This is a genomic window from Streptomyces sp. NPDC002403, assembly GCF_053593015.1.
The window spans coordinates 41,174-57,435 of sequence record NZ_JBSFBQ010000036.1; the positions used below are offsets into that span (position 1 = coordinate 41,174).

Annotated in this window: 14 protein-coding genes and 1 pseudogene; 10 read left to right on the top strand and 5 right to left on the bottom strand. The window is 70.7% G+C overall.

What is annotated here, in order from left to right:
- Positions 1 to 10 precede the first annotated feature (10 nt).
- The 3 genes from ACWCPY_RS30455 to ACWCPY_RS30465 all read left to right on the top strand — a co-directional run bounded on the left by ACWCPY_RS30455 (position 11) and on the right by ACWCPY_RS30465 (position 3,656).
- Entirely contained in the window at positions 11 to 1,402 is a 1,392-nt protein-coding gene (locus ACWCPY_RS30455; RefSeq protein WP_451270296.1) for a cytochrome P450, read from the top strand.
- A 347-nt stretch (positions 1,403 to 1,749) separates the two neighbouring features.
- A complete protein-coding gene (locus ACWCPY_RS30460) occupies positions 1,750 to 2,880 on the top strand; it encodes a cytochrome P450 (RefSeq protein WP_451270298.1) in 1,131 nt (376 codons plus the stop codon).
- On the top strand, positions 2,877 to 3,656 hold the full coding sequence (locus ACWCPY_RS30465) for an enoyl-CoA hydratase/isomerase family protein (RefSeq protein WP_451270300.1): 780 nt from the start codon (positions 2,877 to 2,879) through the stop codon (positions 3,654 to 3,656). The genes ACWCPY_RS30460 and ACWCPY_RS30465 overlap by 4 nt, the downstream gene beginning before the upstream one ends.
- Positions 3,657 to 3,704: 48 nt before the next feature.
- On the opposite strand, the gene ACWCPY_RS30470 is transcribed toward ACWCPY_RS30465, so the two are convergent.
- Positions 3,705 to 4,631, bottom strand: a complete 927-nt coding sequence (locus tag ACWCPY_RS30470) for a hypothetical protein (RefSeq protein WP_451270302.1) — start codon at positions 4,629 to 4,631, stop codon at positions 3,705 to 3,707.
- Positions 4,632 to 4,861: 230 nt separating this feature from the next.
- Positions 4,862 to 5,845 carry a hypothetical protein gene (locus ACWCPY_RS30475; protein ID WP_451270304.1) on the bottom strand — a complete coding sequence of 328 codons (984 nt, stop codon included), beginning with the start codon at positions 5,843 to 5,845 and terminating at the stop codon, positions 4,862 to 4,864.
- A gap of 316 nt (positions 5,846 to 6,161) precedes the next feature.
- Between ACWCPY_RS30475 and ACWCPY_RS30480 the strand changes: the two genes are divergently transcribed.
- From ACWCPY_RS30480 to ACWCPY_RS30500, 5 genes and pseudogenes are all read left to right on the top strand, one after another.
- On the top strand, positions 6,162 to 8,369 hold the full coding sequence (locus ACWCPY_RS30480; RefSeq protein ID WP_451270306.1) for an MMPL family transporter: 2,208 nt from the start codon (positions 6,162 to 6,164) through the stop codon (positions 8,367 to 8,369).
- Between the two features lie 162 nt (positions 8,370 to 8,531).
- Positions 8,532 to 9,797, top strand: a complete 1,266-nt coding sequence (locus ACWCPY_RS30485; protein ID WP_451270308.1) for a sensor histidine kinase — start codon at positions 8,532 to 8,534, stop codon at positions 9,795 to 9,797.
- A complete protein-coding gene (locus ACWCPY_RS30490; RefSeq protein ID WP_451270310.1) occupies positions 9,794 to 10,483 on the top strand; it encodes a response regulator transcription factor in 690 nt (229 codons plus the stop codon). The genes ACWCPY_RS30485 and ACWCPY_RS30490 overlap by 4 nt, the downstream gene beginning before the upstream one ends.
- A 93-nt stretch (positions 10,484 to 10,576) precedes the next feature.
- Positions 10,577 to 11,374, top strand: a complete 798-nt coding sequence (locus ACWCPY_RS30495) for a VOC family protein (protein ID WP_451270312.1) — start codon at positions 10,577 to 10,579, stop codon at positions 11,372 to 11,374.
- A gap of 140 nt (positions 11,375 to 11,514) precedes the next feature.
- A pseudogene (locus tag ACWCPY_RS30500) lies at positions 11,515 to 12,141 on the top strand (phosphoribosyltransferase); the annotation flags it as partial.
- A 70-nt stretch (positions 12,142 to 12,211) separates the two neighbouring features.
- On the opposite strand, the gene ACWCPY_RS30505 reads toward ACWCPY_RS30500, so the two are convergent.
- The 3 genes from ACWCPY_RS30505 to ACWCPY_RS30515 form a co-directional block, all read right to left on the bottom strand.
- Positions 12,212 to 13,717, bottom strand: coding sequence for an alpha/beta hydrolase (locus tag ACWCPY_RS30505; protein ID WP_451270314.1), 1,506 nt, complete (start codon positions 13,715 to 13,717; stop codon positions 12,212 to 12,214).
- A 157-nt stretch (positions 13,718 to 13,874) separates the two neighbouring features.
- Positions 13,875 to 14,090: a DUF397 domain-containing protein gene (locus ACWCPY_RS30510; RefSeq protein ID WP_451270316.1), complete on the bottom strand. Its 216-nt coding sequence runs from the start codon at positions 14,088 to 14,090 to the stop codon at positions 13,875 to 13,877.
- Entirely contained in the window at positions 14,087 to 14,923 is an 837-nt protein-coding gene (locus ACWCPY_RS30515; RefSeq protein ID WP_451270318.1) for a helix-turn-helix domain-containing protein, read from the bottom strand. Before ACWCPY_RS30515 ends, ACWCPY_RS30510 begins: the two co-directional genes overlap by 4 nt.
- Positions 14,924 to 15,200: 277 nt before the next feature.
- On the opposite strand from ACWCPY_RS30515, the gene ACWCPY_RS30520 reads away from it, so the two are divergent.
- Positions 15,201 to 15,392, top strand: coding sequence for a hypothetical protein (locus tag ACWCPY_RS30520; protein WP_403769951.1), 192 nt, complete (start codon positions 15,201 to 15,203; stop codon positions 15,390 to 15,392).
- Positions 15,393 to 15,486: 94 nt separating this feature from the next.
- Positions 15,487 to 16,173: a hypothetical protein gene (locus tag ACWCPY_RS30525; protein WP_451270320.1), complete on the top strand. Its 687-nt coding sequence runs from the start codon at positions 15,487 to 15,489 to the stop codon at positions 16,171 to 16,173.
- The last annotated feature ends 89 nt before the right edge of the window (positions 16,174 to 16,262 follow it).

The window sequence follows — 16,262 nt, forward strand, 5'->3', positions numbered from 1 at the left end:
GGAATCACACATGGACTCGTCGCCGGGATCCACCCCGTACAGCGCCCCCACCGGGTGCCCGATGCGCGGTGAGCACCAGACGTCGCTCTACGGGCCGGAGTTCGCTTCCGATCCGCAGCGCGTGTACGACGCGTTCCGGGCGCACGGACTCGCCGCTCCGATCGAGCTGGCCCCCGGTGTGGAGGCCACCCTGGTCGTGCAGCACGAGGCCGCGCTCCGGGTGCTGCAGAATCCGTCCTTCTTCGCCCGTGACGCGAGGCGCTGGGCCGCGCTGCGGGAGGGTCGCGTACCGCTGGACAGCCCGGTGCTGCCGATGATGGCGTACCGGCCCAACTGCCTGTTCACGGACGGCACCGAGCATCTGCGGCTGCGCAAGGCGGTCACCGAGAGCCTCGGCCGGCTCAACACCACCCGGCTCAGCCGGGATGTGGAGCGGATAGCCGACTACCTCATCGACCAGTTCATCGAGCGCGGCAGCGCGGACCTGCTCGGCGACTACGCCAAGCTGCTGCCGCTCCTGCTGTTCAACCAGCTCTTCGGCTGCCCCGGCGACATCGGCGACCGGCTGACCCGCAGCATGTCCGCGATCTTCGACGGCGAGGACGTGCTCCGGGCCAACGCCGAGCTGACCGAGTGCCTGATGGAGCTCGTCGCGCTCAAGCGGCGCCAGCCCGCCGAGGACATCACCTCCTGGCTGATCCAGCATCCGGCGGGGCTGCGGGACGAGGAGCTCAAGGACCAGCTCGTCATGCTGATGGGCGCGGGCATCGAGCCGGAGCGCAACCTGATCGCCAACGCGCTGCTGCTCATGCTGTCCAGCGACACCGGGTCCGCGCAGCGGCGGGGCACCGGGATGCTGGTCGAGGACGCCCTCGACGACGTGCTGTGGAACAACCCGCCGATCGCCAACTACGCGACGCACTACCCGGTCCAGGACATCGACCTGGGCGGTGTGACGCTGAAGGCGGACACCCCGGTACTGATCAGTTTCGCCGCCGCCAACAGCGACCCCGCGCTCACCGACGCCCGCCAGACCCTGAGCAAGGGCGCCCATCTGGCCTGGGGCGCGGGCCCGCACGTCTGCCCGGCGAAGTCCCCCGCACAGCTCATCGCCCTCACCGCGATCGAGAAGATCCTCAACTCGGTGCCCGACCTCGCCCTCGCGGTGTCGCCCTCCGCGGTCGAATGGCGTCCGGGCCCCTTCCACCGGGCCCTGGTGTCACTGCCCGTGTTCTTCACGGCCGCCCCGGCGCGCCGGACCACGGTGTCGGCGGCACAGTCGCCCGTTCCGTCCCGGAATGCCGCCCCGAGCGAGGCGCCGGTCCCGCACTACGACCACGCGGAGCCGCAGAAGAAGACGAAGGGCTGGTGGAGTTCCTTCCTGGACGTGTTCCGGGTGTGAGGAACATCTAATCGGGCGCGGCGTACGGCTTGTGCACATAAGGCGGACTTTCGTACGGGTAACAGCTGTGACAGGAGAGGGAGTTGAGGCGCACGCGACAGATGACAAGGGGCTGAAGCAGGGTTTCTCTGTGATACGGGCAACAAGGATCCACGCATGGCGGGCATATGCGGAGGGGTAGGTTCTGCCGGTAACCATGAGCCCAGGTCAAGGAACTCTGCGTGAGCGCTATATGTGGCACAGACAGGCCCCCCGTCGACCGCCGTGCCCTCATCTCCCTCCTGAAACGTCTCAAATCGCCCGAGGGGCAGGCTGATCCCTACCCTTTGCTGGCCGATCTGAGATCCATGGGCGATGTCGTACGCGCTCCCTGGGACGCGTACTTCGTCACGGGTTTCGACGCGTGCAGCGAGGTGCTGCGCGGACGCAACTGGCTGGCGCCCGACTTCGCCTGGCAGGAACGCCAGGCGGACACCGAGCGCTGGGAGGCCGTCGCCACGCAGGAGATGACCAAGACTCTCTCCCGCCTCAACGCACCCGAGCACACCTGTCAGCGCCGCAGTCTCGGCAATCTCTTCGACCGCTCGACCATCACGCGGCTGACCCCTCAGGTCGAGGAGCACGTCACCCGGCTCCTGGACGAGCTGGCCGACAAGCTGCACTGGGGCGAGGCCGACCTCGTCAGCACGGTCAGCGAGCAGTTGCCGATCAGCACCATCGGTTCCTGGCTGGGGATACCTCCCGAGGACTACGCGCACATCCTGGAGATCACCCACAACCAGGTGCACGCCCAGGAGCTGCTGCCCACCAAGAAACAGCTCACCGTCTCCGCCGAGGCGACCGTCCATCTGCGCAGCTACTTCACCGAACTGGTGAAACAGCGCCGGGCCGACCCCGGCAACGATGTCCTGACCGGCTGGATCCACACCTGGGACGCCCGGGAACCCGACCGCGAGGCGGCGGACGAGATCCTCTACCGGCTCACCATGTTCGTCACCATCGCCTCGCTGGAGACCACCGCCACCCTGCTGTCGGCCATGGTGCAACTGCTCCTGAGGGAACCCGGCCGGTGGGCCTGGCTCGGCGAGAACCCCGGCTACATCGACGCCGCCGTCGACGAGGTCCTGCGCTACGACCCGCCGATCCACATCAACACCCGGATCGCGGCCGAGGACACCGTGCTGGCGGGTGTGCCGATCGCCAAGGACAGCATGGTCCACGTGATGTACGGGGCCGCCAACCACGACCCGCGGCGCAACGAGGACCCGGACGCCTTCGACGTCCAGCGCTCCGGCACGCATCTGACCTTCGGGGGCGGGGTGCACTACTGCCTGGGCGCGGCCCTCGCCCGCCTGGAGGCACGCACGCTCCTGACGCAGCTGCTGAAACGCTTCCCCACCCTGCGTGCCGTCTCGCCGGCCAAGTACGCCTCCCGGCTGGTCTTCAGACGGGTCACCTCGCTGAGCGTGGCGATATGAAGCTCTCGCTGTCGCAGTACCTGACCCCGCACCGGCGGCCGAGCACGGTGCGCGCCGAGCGCGAGGGCGCCGTCCTCCGGGTGGAGCTGGACTCCCCGGACACCGGCAACGCGGTCACCGAAGCGATGCTGGACGATCTGCTGGCGGTCCTGGCCGTACCGGACCCCGACGTGCGGGTGCTGGTGCTCAGCGGGGCCGGAGACGACTTCTGCCTGGGCGGCGACCGCAACGAGTTCGCCGACTGGCTCGAAGAGGACCCCACCGGGCGGGGCATCCGGATCGCCGGTGACAAGGCCCGCCGGGTCTGCGAGGCGATCTCCGGCAACCAGGCCGTCACCATCGCCCGGATCCAGGGCAAGGCGATCGGCGCCGGTCTCGCGCTGGCCCTCGCCTGCGACCTGCGCGTGGGCGCCGACACCGCCGGTTTCCGGCTGCCGGAGCTGGCGCTCGGGCTGCCCACCGCCTGGGGCGGCGTACTGCCCCGGCTCATCCACGAGGTCGGCGCCGCCCGCGCCCGCGAACTCATCCTCACCGGACGCGCCTTCGACGCCACCGAGGCGTACGAGCTGTCGGTCCTCCAGCGCATCGTGCCCGAGAGCGACCTGGACGCGGCGGTCACCGCCTGGGCCAAGCCCATCGTGCGCCGCCCCGAGGCCGCCCTGCGCGTCACGAAGGCACTCCTCAACTCCTACGCCGCCCCGACCCGGCTGGCCGACCCGTCCGTACTGGACGCGGAACTCATGGCCACCGTCGCGGCGGCGACCCGGCGGAGGTAGGGCGGCGGCCATCGGCCTCCCGGCCGGTGCCGGGGCGAGGCGGCCTGCTCAGTCGCAGCCGAGAGCGGTGCGCGCGGCCTTCGGGAAGCGGTCCAGGACCGAGGACTTGCGGAAGAAGTCCATGGCGGCTTCGTCCACCGGGCCCTTCGTGTTCTCTTCGAGGAAGAGATTGTCCATGGCGAAATACGTCTCCTTGCCCCCGCAGACGGCCCGTTCGAAACCACGCTTCTCGGCCCCGCTGAACAGTTCCGGGTTCCGGATGATCGCGAGGCGGGCGAAGGGGCCGTATTCGTCGTCCCTCGGCAGGCCGGTCGCGGGGTGCGCCAGGGACAGGTCGCAGAACCATGCGTCGTCGAAGGAACCCGAGGTCTGTTGCTGCACGGGGGTGCCCGCCGGGGCCGTGGCGGCGAGGGCGAAGCCGGCCAGCCCACACACCTTGGCCGGATCGGACCTGCTGACCCGGGAGGCGGAGAAGTAGCGGGAGCCGCCCGTCCCCGACGCCGTGGAGCCCGCTTGCGAGGTGGCCGGCAGGCACTGGTGGGACGTAGCTATGGCGCGGGCCGCCCGCTCCGCCGTCCGGGACAGCTTGGCCGGGTCCACGTCGCCCCGTTCCACTCCCACCCGCAGGACGGTGCGATCACCCTTGACCGCCCCTTCGCCCACCATGGCGCACGAAGCGGGGAGAGAGACCCAGCCGGTGCCGTGCGTGTCGAAGGCACCGGGGAAGAGGCCCGTCACAGTGTTGTGCTCGCCCGAGACGGTCCACAGGGAATCGACGAAGGGATGGTCGGCTCCGACAGCGGTGGCCCGGAGACGGACTCTTACGTCCTTCCCGCCGGGAAGCCAGCCGGTCCGTTCCAGCACGCAGGCGTTGGTGGAGTCGAAGCGGCTGGTCACCCGGCCGCTGCCGCCGAGACCCTCCTGTGCGTCCTCGCTGCTCAGCCAGCCGCCGCACAGTTCCCGGGGTCCGAACACGTTCGTATTGGCCGCCACCGTCACTCCCGCCACCACGAGCAGTGCGCAACAGGCCAGGACGAGGCCCCGTCGCCACCGACGCCGCGTTCGGGGTGTTTCCGTGGTCACGTGCGTTTCACTGACCCTTCGTCCCAGGACACCGATGTCGCCGCTCCGCGTGCACACTTGCGTGCAGGAACCCTGATTTCTTCGCAAGTATGGTCCATCGAGCACGCGCCACTGGACGGCGGTCAGGCCTCGGCCGGTAGGGCTGTCGGCGTGCCGTTGATTCTGGCGATGCGTTCGCGCCAGGGGATGGGGTCGGGTTCGGTGCGGGCGGCGGCGCGGCAGCAGGCAGGGCATTCGGATTCGCCGAACAGGGGGCGGAAGAGATGTGAATCGCCGGGGCCCGCGCATTCGACGAGTTCGGGGAGGGGCGGGCGGGCGTGGGGCCGGTGCTGGAGCGGCGGTTCGGGGAGCTTCTGGATCAGGCGGTGGCGCAGGAAGCCGACGGCCGAGCGGACGCCGTCCCGCGGGCGTTCGGAGAGCAGGGCGTGGCGGAGGTCGGATTCGCTCAGGCCGCGTTCGAGCCACTTGACGGCCTCCACGGCGAGTGTGCGGGCCTCGCGTACGCCCAGGTGCAGTTCACGGCGGCCGTGGCGCAGGGAGAGCAGGACCCGTTCCGCGCGGGCCAGTTGGGCGGGGTCCGCCGGGGTGGTCCGTGGGGGCGGGTCGGGGGTGGCGTCTGGGGCTCGCTCAGGTTCGGCGGGTGGGTGGGGAGTTGTCTTGTCACTGTGGTCTTCTAACGGTTCATAGCCACCGGCCACCCGAGGGGTCGGCTCACCGACCGCCGGGAACCGCGTACTCGGCGGCGGGGCCGTGAGTACGGGGGCGGGGGCGGGCGCGGGGGCGCGCAGGAGGAGTCGCGCCTGCTCGGGCGTCAGGGGGGTGTTCGCGACCAGTTGCTCGGTCAGCCAGCGGCCTCCCTCGGACTGGCTCCGCCGCTCGTGCACGTAGCCGTGCTCGACGAGCTGTTCCTTCGCCCTCTGGTACGCGCGGCCCTTGATGCCCATCCTGCGGGCGAGTTCGCTCAACGGCTTGCACGGGCCGTCGCCCGGGAGTCCCTGGACGTAGAGGAGCAGGATCTTCGCGTCACTGTTCAGACGCGGATGGCGTACGACATCGTTCGATGCCTTCGTATAGCGCGCGGACGGCGCGATAGCATGACGCAGCATTTCCGGTGGCCTCGCAGCTCCACTGGTGGTGTAGGCCCTCGGACCGGTGTTGTCGCACCGCCGGGGGCCGCTCCATGCGCACGGAAGCACACAGAGCGTGATGACGTGGTCACCGTAGCGCACCTTTCCCATCTCCCGCCATGTGGACGGAACTTCGCGACGTCGCGCGTACGAGGACCGCCGGAGACCGACGGCTCCACGCAGCCGTATGTACTGCAGCGACAGTACGTACGACTGCATGCAGGGCGACGACGACGATGACGCCCCTGTTCGCGAAGGATCGAGGCATTCCTTCGAAAGACTGGAGCGCCTCCTCGTGGCTACCTTCCTTTACCGACTGGGCCGCTTCTCCTTCCGGAGACGCCGGCTCGTCGCCCTGCTCTGGGCGGTGGTCCTGGCCGCCTGCGCGTTCGCCGCGGCCAAGGCCCCGGCCGCCCCCGAGGACGGGTTCTCGATGCCCGGGACGGAGTCGCAGAAGGCGTTCGACCTGCTGGACCAGCGTTTCCCCGGCGGCAACTCCAACGCCGCCGACGCCCGGATCGTCTTCGTCGCGCCCGAGGGCCAGAAGGTCACGGCGGGCCCGAACAAGGCGGCCATCGAGAGGATCGTCGCGGACGTGGCGGGCGGCGACCAGGTCAAGGGCGCCCTCGACCCGTTCACGATGGCCGGGGCGGTGAGCAAGGACGGCACGACCGCGTACTCCACCGTCTCGTACGACGTACAGAGCATCGATCTCACGACCGCCACCACCGAGGCGCTGGAGGACGCCGCCGAGAAGGGGCGGGACGCGGGCCTGACCGTGGAGCTCGGCGGATCGGCCCTGGTGCCGAAGGGCGAGCTCGGCGGCACCACCGAACTCGTCGGCGTCGCCGCCGCCGCGGTCGTCCTGCTCATCACCTTCGGGTCGCTCGCCGCGGCGGGCCTCCCGCTGCTCACCGCGATCGTCGGCATCGGCGTGGGCGTGGCCTCGATCGTCGCCATCGGGATGTCCACGACCACGACCACGCTCGCCCTGATGCTGGGGCTCGCGGTCGGCATCGACTACGCCCTGTTCATCGTCTCGCGCTACCGGACGGAACGCGCCGAGGGCCACGGCGCCGAGGAGGCCGCCGCACGGGCAGTGGGTACGGCGGGTTCCGCCGTCGTCTTCGCCGGTCTCACCGTCGTCATCGCGCTGGCGGGCCTGTCCGTGGTCGGCATTCCCGTCCTGACCAAGATGGGTCTCGCCGCGGCGAGCACCGTCGTGATCGCCGTCCTGGTCGCGATGACCCTGCTGCCCGCACTGCTCGGCTTCTTCCAGAAGGCCGTCCTGCCGCGCGCCCGGCGCACGGCGCGGGGCGGACAGCGCGCCAGGCCGGGCCGGCCCGGCCTGGGTACCCGCTGGGCCCGGTTCGTGATCCGCCGGCCGCTCGCGGTCCTGGTGCTCAGCATCCTCGGCCTCGGCCTGATCTCCGTACCGACGTTCGATCTCCAGCTCGGCATGCCGGGCGACGAGGCGAAGTCCACCTCGACCACCCAGCGCCGCGCCTACGACGCCCTGGCCGACGGCTTCGGTCCCGGCTTCAACGGACCGCTCACCGTCGTCGTCGACGCGAAGGCCGCCAAGGACCCGAAGGCCGCCGCGGCGCAGGCCGCCGAGCAGCTCACCGCGACCGAGGGCGTCGTCGCCACCACGCCCCCCGCCTTCAACGAGGCCGGTGACACCGCGGTGCTCACCGCCGTACCCTCCACCGGGCCCAGCACCGGGGCCACCACGGAACTCGTCCGCACCATCCGCGACGAGGCCCGTGATCTGGAGTCCGGGACCGGAGCGACGATGCTGGTCACCGGGGCGACCGCGGTGAACATCGACGTGTCGCAGAAGGTCACCGACGCGCTGGTCCCCTACCTCGCGCTCGTCGTCGGCCTGGCCTTCCTGCTCCTGATGGTCGTCTTCCGCTCGCTGCTGGTCCCGCTCAAGGCGGCGCTCGGCTTCCTGCTCTCCGTGACGGCGGCCTTCGGCACGATCGTCGCGGTCTTCCAGTGGGGCTGGCTCGCCGACGCCCTCGGCGTGGAGCAGACCGGGCCGGTGATGAGCATGATGCCGATCTTCCTGATCGGTGTGGTCTTCGGGCTCGCCATGGATTACGAGGTCTTCCTGGTGACCCGGATGCGGGAGGCGTACGTCCACGGGGAGCGGCCCGGCGAGGCGATCGTCACCGGGTTCCGGCACAGTGCCCGGGTCGTCGGGGCCGCCGCCGTCATCATGATCGCGGTGTTCGCCGGGTTCATCGGTATGAGCGAGTCGATGATCAAGATGATGGGCGTCGGTCTCGCCTCGGCCGTCTTCTTCGACGCGTTCGTGGTCCGGATGACCGTCGTCCCGGCGGTCCTCGCGCTGCTCGGCGACCGGGCGTGGTGGCTGCCGAAGTGGCTGGCGAAGGTCCTGCCCCAGGTGGACGTCGAGGGCGAGAAGCTGAACCGGGGCGGGCCTGCGGTGCCCGCTCCCACGGACGAGCCCGCCCCCGATCCCGTACGCGTGTGACCGCGGCGGAGTGAGGTGAGGCGGTCGGAGGCCCGCCCGTCGTACGCGCGACGGGCGGGCCTGCGGCCGCGCCGTGTGGGAGAACGGCCGGGTCGAGGACCATGGATGGTCGGACAGACCCCGTGGAAGAGACAGACCCCGTGGAAGACGAGGAGAGACTGCGTGTTCACCGACTGGTGGCAGTGGGCCCGACGCCACCCCCGGGCCGTCGACGTGGCGACAGCCGTGGTGCTGTGGATCTTCGTGGTCTTCTCCAGCACCCTGACCGACGCCCGGATCGTCCGCACCCCGCCCCTCGACTTCTCCCTGGTCGCCGCCGTGCCCTCCGTCCTTCTGCTGCTGGGGCACCGCAGGTTCCCGCGCACGGTGGTGGCGGTGACGACGGTGTGCGGTGGTGTCCTGGGCGTCATGGGCGGCCGGATCGGCTTCGACCCCAGCCCCGGCGTCGCCGGTGCCGCCCTGGTCGCCCTCTACCTCCTGGCCCTGCGTACGGAGCTCCGCACGACCATCGTGTACACGACCGGGGTGGCCGTCGCGCTCGTCATCGTCTCCGTCGGCTGGGGCAAGGGCGCGCTGCTGCGGCCCGACCAGATCGGCACCCTCTCGTGCGTGCTGCTGGCGGGCGCCGTCGGTGAGTCGGTACGGAACCGGCGTGGCCATCTCGCCGCCGTGGAGGCACGGGCCGAACTGGCCGAACGCACCCGCGAGGAGGAGGCGCGCCAGCGGGTGGCCGAGGAGCGGACCCGGATCGCCCGGGAGCTCCACGACATCGTGGCGCACCACATCGCCCTCGCCCACGCGCAGGCGGCCACCGCCGCGTATCTGCTGCGCAGCAAGCCCGACCAGGCGCAGGAGATGCTCGACCAGCTGGCCGGGACGACCTCCTCCGCGCTGCGCGAGCTGAAGGCGACCGTGGGGCTGCTGCGCCGCGAGGGCGACCCGGAGACACCGCTGGAGCCCACTCCGGGGCTGGCCCGGCTGCCGGAGCTGATCGCCTCCTTCGAGCACACGGGGCTCGTCGTGTCGGTGTCCGTGGAGGGCACGGCGCGGCCGCTGCCGCCGGGGGCGGACCTGACCGCGTACCGGATCGTTCAGGAGGCGCTGACCAACGTCACCAAGCACTCGGGCAGTGCGACGGCCTCGGTCCGCCTCGGCTACTCGCGCCGGCTGCTCACGCTCACCGTCTCCGACGACGGGCACGCGCCGCCGGTGGCGGGCGAGCCGGGCTACGGTCTCATCGGCATGCGCGAGCGGGCGCTGTCCGCGGGCGGGAGGCTGGACGCCGGGCACCGTGCGGACGGGGGCTTCGAGGTGACCACGGAGCTTCCCCTGGAGACCACGGCCACAGCCACGGAGCCCGGGCGGAACGACGGGGACACCGGGGACGACGGGGAAAACGGGGACGACAAGGAGAGGACGGCGCGGTGACCATCCGGGTACTGCTGGCCGATGACCAGGCGCTGCTGGCCGGGACCTTCCGGCTGCTGATCGATTCGAACGACGACATGGAGGTCGTCGGTGTCGCGGCGGACGGCCGGGAGGCGGTGGAGAGGGCCCGCGCCACCACGCCGGACGTGGTCGTGATGGACATCCGCATGCCGGGCATGGACGGGCTGGCGGCCACCGAGGCGATCTGCCGCGACGAGGCGCTGCGGGACACCCGCATCCTGATCCTCACCACCTTCGAGATCGACGAGTACGTGGCCCGCGCCCTGCGCGCGGGGGCCAGCGGCTTCCTCGGCAAGGACGTCGGCCCCGAGGAGCTCCTGGACGCCATCCGGACGGTGGCCTCGGGCGACACCCTCCTGTCGCCCACCGCCACTCGGGCCCTCATCACCCGCTACCTGGCCCGCCCGGAGGGCGGTGTCGCCGCGCCGGAGGCCCTGGACGTCCTGACCGCCCGGGAGCGCGAGGTCATGGCGCAGGCCGCCGAGGGCCTGTCGAACGACGAGATCGCCGCCCGGATGCACGTCAGCCCGCTGACCGTTCGCACCCACGTCGGCCGCGCGATGACGAAGCTGGGCGCCCGGCACCGGGCCCAACTGGTCGCCATGGCCTACCAGTCGGGCCTGGTGCGGGTGGACCCGCCGCAGGGCCGGGGCACGGCCGTCTGAGGTCTCTCGCCCTCGTTCCCGACGCGCGGGGAGTCGGTCGGCTGGCTAGCGTGAGGAGCCGGACCACCCACCGAGCGCGAAGGAGTCAGGGCCATGGCTGTACAACCGGAGGGCACCCCGTGCTGGGCCGACGCGATGTTCGCCGACCTGGACGGAGCGAAGAGCTTCTACGGTGATGTGCTGGGCTGGACGTTCGGTGAGTCCTCGTCGGAGTTCGGCGACTACACGCAGGCGTACGCCGACGGCAAGGCGGTCGCCGCGGTGGTGCCCCCGATGCCCGGCCAGGAGGGCCCGTCGGCCTGGTGTCTGTACCTGGCCTCGCCGGACGCGGAGGCCACCGCGGCGAAGATCCGGGACAACGGCGGCGAGACGCTGATGGACCCCATGCAGGTCGGCGATTTCGGCACGATGCTGCTGGCCCGCGACCCCAGCGGCGTCGTCTTCGGGGTGTGGCAGGCGGGCAGCCACGAGGGCTTCGAGGCGCAGAGGGTGCCCGGTGCGTTCTGCTGGGCCGAGGTCTTCACGCGGGAGCCCGAGAAGTCCGACGCCTTCTTCCCCGCCGTCTTCCCGTACTCGATGGTGAAGATCGCGGACGAGCACGTCGACTTCAGGATGTTCAACCTCGGCGACCGGACCGTCATGGGGCGGATGAAGATGGGCGACGAGTTCCCGCCCGAGGTTCCGCCGCACCTGAACGTGTACTTCACCGTCGCCGACTGCGACGCGGCGGTCGCGAAGGCCACCGAGCGCGGCGCCATTCTGCGGTTCGGCCCGATGACCATGCCGTTCGGCCGGTTCGCCGCACTGACGGACCCGCAGGGCGCGGCGTTCTCCGTCATCGACGTCCACACCACCGAGGGCGAGATCCCCGAGACGACACCGGTCTCCTGACCGGGGCGGCCCGCCCGGCGGCCGGCCGCGACCGCCCGAGTTGCGGGGGCGCCGCGCATGGGGTTGTTTCGGTAGTAGGGATGCCGACGGGGTGCGCGCGCATGCGCCCCCGGCTCCCCCCTGGCTGGGGGTGAACCACCGTGCTGTTCGCCGACCGCGTGGACGCGGGACAGCAGCTGGCCGAGGCGCTCCGCCACCTCGAACGGGAGAAGCCCGTCGTGCTGGGACTGCCCCGCGGCGGCGTCCCGGTGGCCTTCCAGGTGGCCCAGACCCTCGGTGCCGAACTCGATGTGATCGTCGTCCGCAAGCTCGGCGTACCGCACCACGAGGAGGTGGCGTTCGGCGCCATCGGAGAGGGCGGGGTGCGGGTCGTCAACGATGACGTCGCGGGCCGGCTGTGGGCCGGCAAGCAGGATCTCGCGGCGGTCGAACGGGTCGAGGAGGCGGAGCTCGTACGCCGGGCACAGGTGTACCGCGCCGGCCGGGCACGGACCCCGCTCGACGGCCGGACGGTGATCGTCGTGGACGACGGCTTCGCGACCGGCGCCACGGCCGAGGCAGCCTGTCTGGTGGTACGGGCGCAGCGGCCGGCGCGGCTGGTGGTGGCCGTGCCGGTGGCGCCGCCGGATGCGGTCGTGCGGTTGCGCCGGAGCGCGGACGAGGTGGTGTGCCTGTCGGTGCCGCGCCTGTTCTACGCGGTCGGCGAGTGGTACCGGGACTTCTCCCAGACGTCCGACGAGGAGGTCGTCTCCCTGCTGGCTCAGGCCAGGAACAGCGGGCATGTGACACCGGGCTGCGACTGAGCGGAACGCTTGTCCGGCCGCAGCCCGGTCACGGTCAGTCCGCGCAGTACGTGTCCCGCTCCGGCCGGGTCCCGGTGTTCAGGAACGTGGTGACCGCGCGGTCGCCGCAGGCGTTCCCGTGGCCCAGGTACATGCCGTGCCCACCGTGGTCGACGGCGACCAGGCGGGCCCGGTCGCCGAAGGCCTCGCGCATCTTCAGGGCGCCGGAGTACGGGGTCGCCGGGTCGCGCAGGCCCTGGATCATCAGGACGTTGGACGGTCCCTGGTCCGTGATCCTGGTCGGCGGCTCGGCAGGGGCGTCCTTCCAGAAGGTGCACGGGGTGATGTTCGCCGTCATCCCGGCGGTCAGCGGGTGCTTCACGCGGTCGGCGGCGACGGCCCGCGCGTACGAGGAGACCGTGCCCTGCCAGCGCACGTCGTTGCAGATCACGGCGATCGTGATGGCCGCCTCCTCGTCCGGTATCGGCCCGCTCAGCGCGTCGGGCAGGACCGGCTTCGACGAGGGGTCCCCGGCCGCCCGGACGAGCCCCGCCAGCCCGGCAAAGGCGTCGTCCTCGTACAGGGCCAGCTGGATCGCCTGGCGCAGCCGGTTGCCGGTCAGCGGGACGCCCGGCGTGGTGGACTCCCTCGGCTCACGGTCCAGTCGCGCCGCCAGGTCCAGCACCAGCGGCTGCACGTCCTCGGCCCGCCGGGCCAGTCGCAGCCCCTCCGCCTCCCTGGCCGGGTCCGCGGCCCAGCGCGCGAAGTCGGGGAAGCGATCGGCCGCCCCCACCGCCATGTTCGCCAGCCAGCCCTTGGCCACCCGCGACGGGTTCGGGTCGCCGCTGCTGTCCAGCACCCAACGGTCGGTGTGCTGCGGGTACTTCTGCGCGTACACGGCGCCCACGTACGTGCCGTACGAGCTCCCCCAGGCCGACAGCTTCTCCTCGCCGAGCGCCTGCCGGAAGCGGTCGATGTCCCGTACCTCGTTGGCCGTGGTGAGGCTCCGCAGCATCGCTCCGCCGTTGCGGGCGCAGGCCTCGGCGGTACGCCGGGAGCGGGTCACGTTCTCGGTGATCGAGCCGTCGGCGCCGGGCCAGGCCCGCAGGTTCACTATCTCCCGGTCCTCCGGGGCGAGCCCGCAGCTCGCCTTCGGGCTGCCGCCGACCCCGCGCGGGTCGAGGCTCACGATGTCGTACCGCCCCTGCGTCTCCCGCTGCAACCGCTCCCCCTTCTGCGTCACCCGCTGCACCCCGGAGGAGCCCGGCCCGCCCGGGATCACCATGAGCGTCCCGCGCCGGGCGGCCGGGCGGTCGCTGCGGACCCGGGTCACCGCGAGGGAGATCTGCGGGCCGTCCGGGTCGCGGTAGTCGAGCGGTACGGGAAGTTCGGCGCACTCCTGCCCGGCGGGGCCGCCGTCCTGGGCACAGGACCGCCAGGACAGCGCGGGTGCGGGGTCGGCCGACGCGGCGGCCTGCGAGGGAGCGGCCCCGGTGAGAGCGGTGGCGACGGCGGTGACGGACAGGGCGACGAACGCGGCAGATTTTCCGTAAGTCCTCATGGCCATAGCCTTGTTGAGCGACAGCCCGCACCCCATCCGGGAGGCATCACGGAATGCGGTGGGGTTAGCCCCCGGTTGCACGATGCCGACAGCAAGAAGCCCCACCGCGCGGTGCACGATGGGGACTTCGGGATCACATGCGCCGGACCTCGCGAGCTCAGACGGCGCCGAACTCCCCGGCCTTGACGCCCGCCACGAAGGAGGAGAACGAGGCGGCGGGAACGTTCAGAACCGGGCCGCCGGGGTTCTTGGAGTCGCGGACGGGGACGACGCCACGGAGGGCGGCGAGGTTGGCGGCGACCTCGACGCAGTTGCCACCGTTGTTGCTGTACGAAGACTTGAACCAGCGGGGGGATTCGGTCGTGGTCGTCACGGGGTGCCCTTTCGTACCTCTCGGATCATGGCCACCGATGCCGCCTGGGACAGCGCTTCGGCCTGTAGTTGATGGTAGGCCGTCAACAAGGGCAGCACGGAAGTCGTATCGCGCTCAAGATGACCTCGCATCTGAGATTCCGCGTACGCGACCACGGACAGGTCCGACAGCGTCAGCAGGTTCATCGGGAGGTCGAACGTGCGGCGTTCCCCCATCTCGAACGGAGCGATCTGGAGCACAGTGTTCGGCAGTTCGGCGAACTCCAGCAGCCGGTCGAGCTGAGCGGCCATGGCCCCGTCCCCGCCGACCCGCCTGCGGATGCAGCTCTCGTCCATCACCACCAGCATCATGGGAGGGCGGGACCGCACCAGCGCGGCCTGACGCTCCGCCAGGAATGAGATTCGCTCGGCTGCTTGCTCCGGAGCGATCACTCCTCGCCGCACGGCACTGTCCGCCAGGACCCGTGCGTACTCCGGCGTCTGCAACAGCCCGGGAATGATCCCGATTTCGTACAGCCGGATCTCCACGGCGCGTCCCTCGTGCCCCACGTACTGCGGGAACCCCTCCAGCAGTGAACCGTGCCGGATCTCGCGGTACTGGCGTTCGAACGTGTCCGCTGTTTCCCCGGTTCCGAAAACCTGGTCCGCATTGCGCGAGAACCGAAGAGTCGGCATCTTGCGACCAGTTTCGACGGCGGAGATGTGCGTGCCGGAGTAGCCCATCCGCTCGGCCAACTCCTCCTGTTTCCAGCCACGTTCCTCGCGCAGGCCGCGGATGCGTGCGCCGAAGGCGGCTTCCGGGCTGCTCTCGGGGTCCAGATCCTTGCGGTTCAACGGCTGCCACCTGACTTTTCGTTCGCACCCAGCAAGTTGAAGCACTCCCGACTCTAGGCCAACCTGAGCTCCCTTAGTAGTGGAATGACTACGGAGAGGAGTTATCTGTGTTCGCCGAGAACAGGCGTGAAACAGAAGGCTGTTGTCCCGGGTGCCAGGAACTCCGCCTGGCCGAGGCCCTCGCCAGTGATCAGCACGACTACAGCGGGGCGACCGACTGCCGGGTGCTGCTCCGGCGCCACCGGGACACGGCGGACTGCACGGAACGGGGATCGGCATGAAGGAGCAGGAGCCCACGCCCGAGCCGGAGTTCCCCGAGTTCAACCCGCTGCGCTGGCCACCCTGCGAGTGCGCGCGGTGCCGCGCCGGCGGGGACGACGACGCCGGGGACTCCGCGTCGATACGGCAGCTCCGGGCCAGGGTCACCGAGGAGAACGGGCTGCGCAGTTCCCTCCGGCGCACGCGGTGAGAACCCCGGCGCGCCCTCTGCGCCTGCCTGGGCCGGCCCCCAGAAGTCCCATGCCGTCGACAATCAGCTCGCTCGGCGGGGAGAATCTGCCGCCATGCGGAAGAACAGAGCCACGCTGCTGACCCTGCTGGGCATCCTCCTGATCTCGAATGTCGTCCTGGTGACGATCCTGGTCAGCACGAACATGTTGTCCGATGGTGATGTCGCGATAGGCAAGGCCGCCCCCCGAGGTGCGCCTGTCAACCTTCCTTCGCTCAAGGACGGGGCAGTCCTGCCCGCGGATCAGTGGCCGGACGCGTGCTCGTTCGTGGACCATGTGGAGATCAAGGCGATCTTCCCCGGCGCCAAGGACATCGAACAGGAGAGCCGCCCGATCAACACCTTGTCGATCAAGGAATTTGCTGCGGACTCCGCGTGGAAAAAAGGTGACAGGTCCGAGTCCGGCCAGTGCCTGTACAGCATGCGCCTTCCGGGCGAGACCTACAGCGCTACCCAGTTCTGGTTCCGGATCGATGCCGTGGCCGACCCCGAGTTGATTGCCGGCTACCTCGATCGTGCCGCGCTGGGCACCCCTGTCGACCAGGGTGCGAAGGGTGCGGATCGCTGTGTCATCACCGGGCTCCACGAGGGCAGTTGGTACTGTCGCAAAGGCCCGCTGCTGTTCACCGTGGGCGGGCAGACCACCGTGGCTTTCAAGGGCACGCCGGCCCCAGCACCTTTCGTCTGGCGGGACGATGTGCTTCCTGAGTTCGTCCAGACCATCGCCGCGAAGATCAAATAGCGCCGCCGACTTCCTCACCGGCGCCTGACGAAGACGCGGCATGGACCTCGTCCGCCGCCCCCGTCACACTTCCCCTCCGCCGTCCGTCA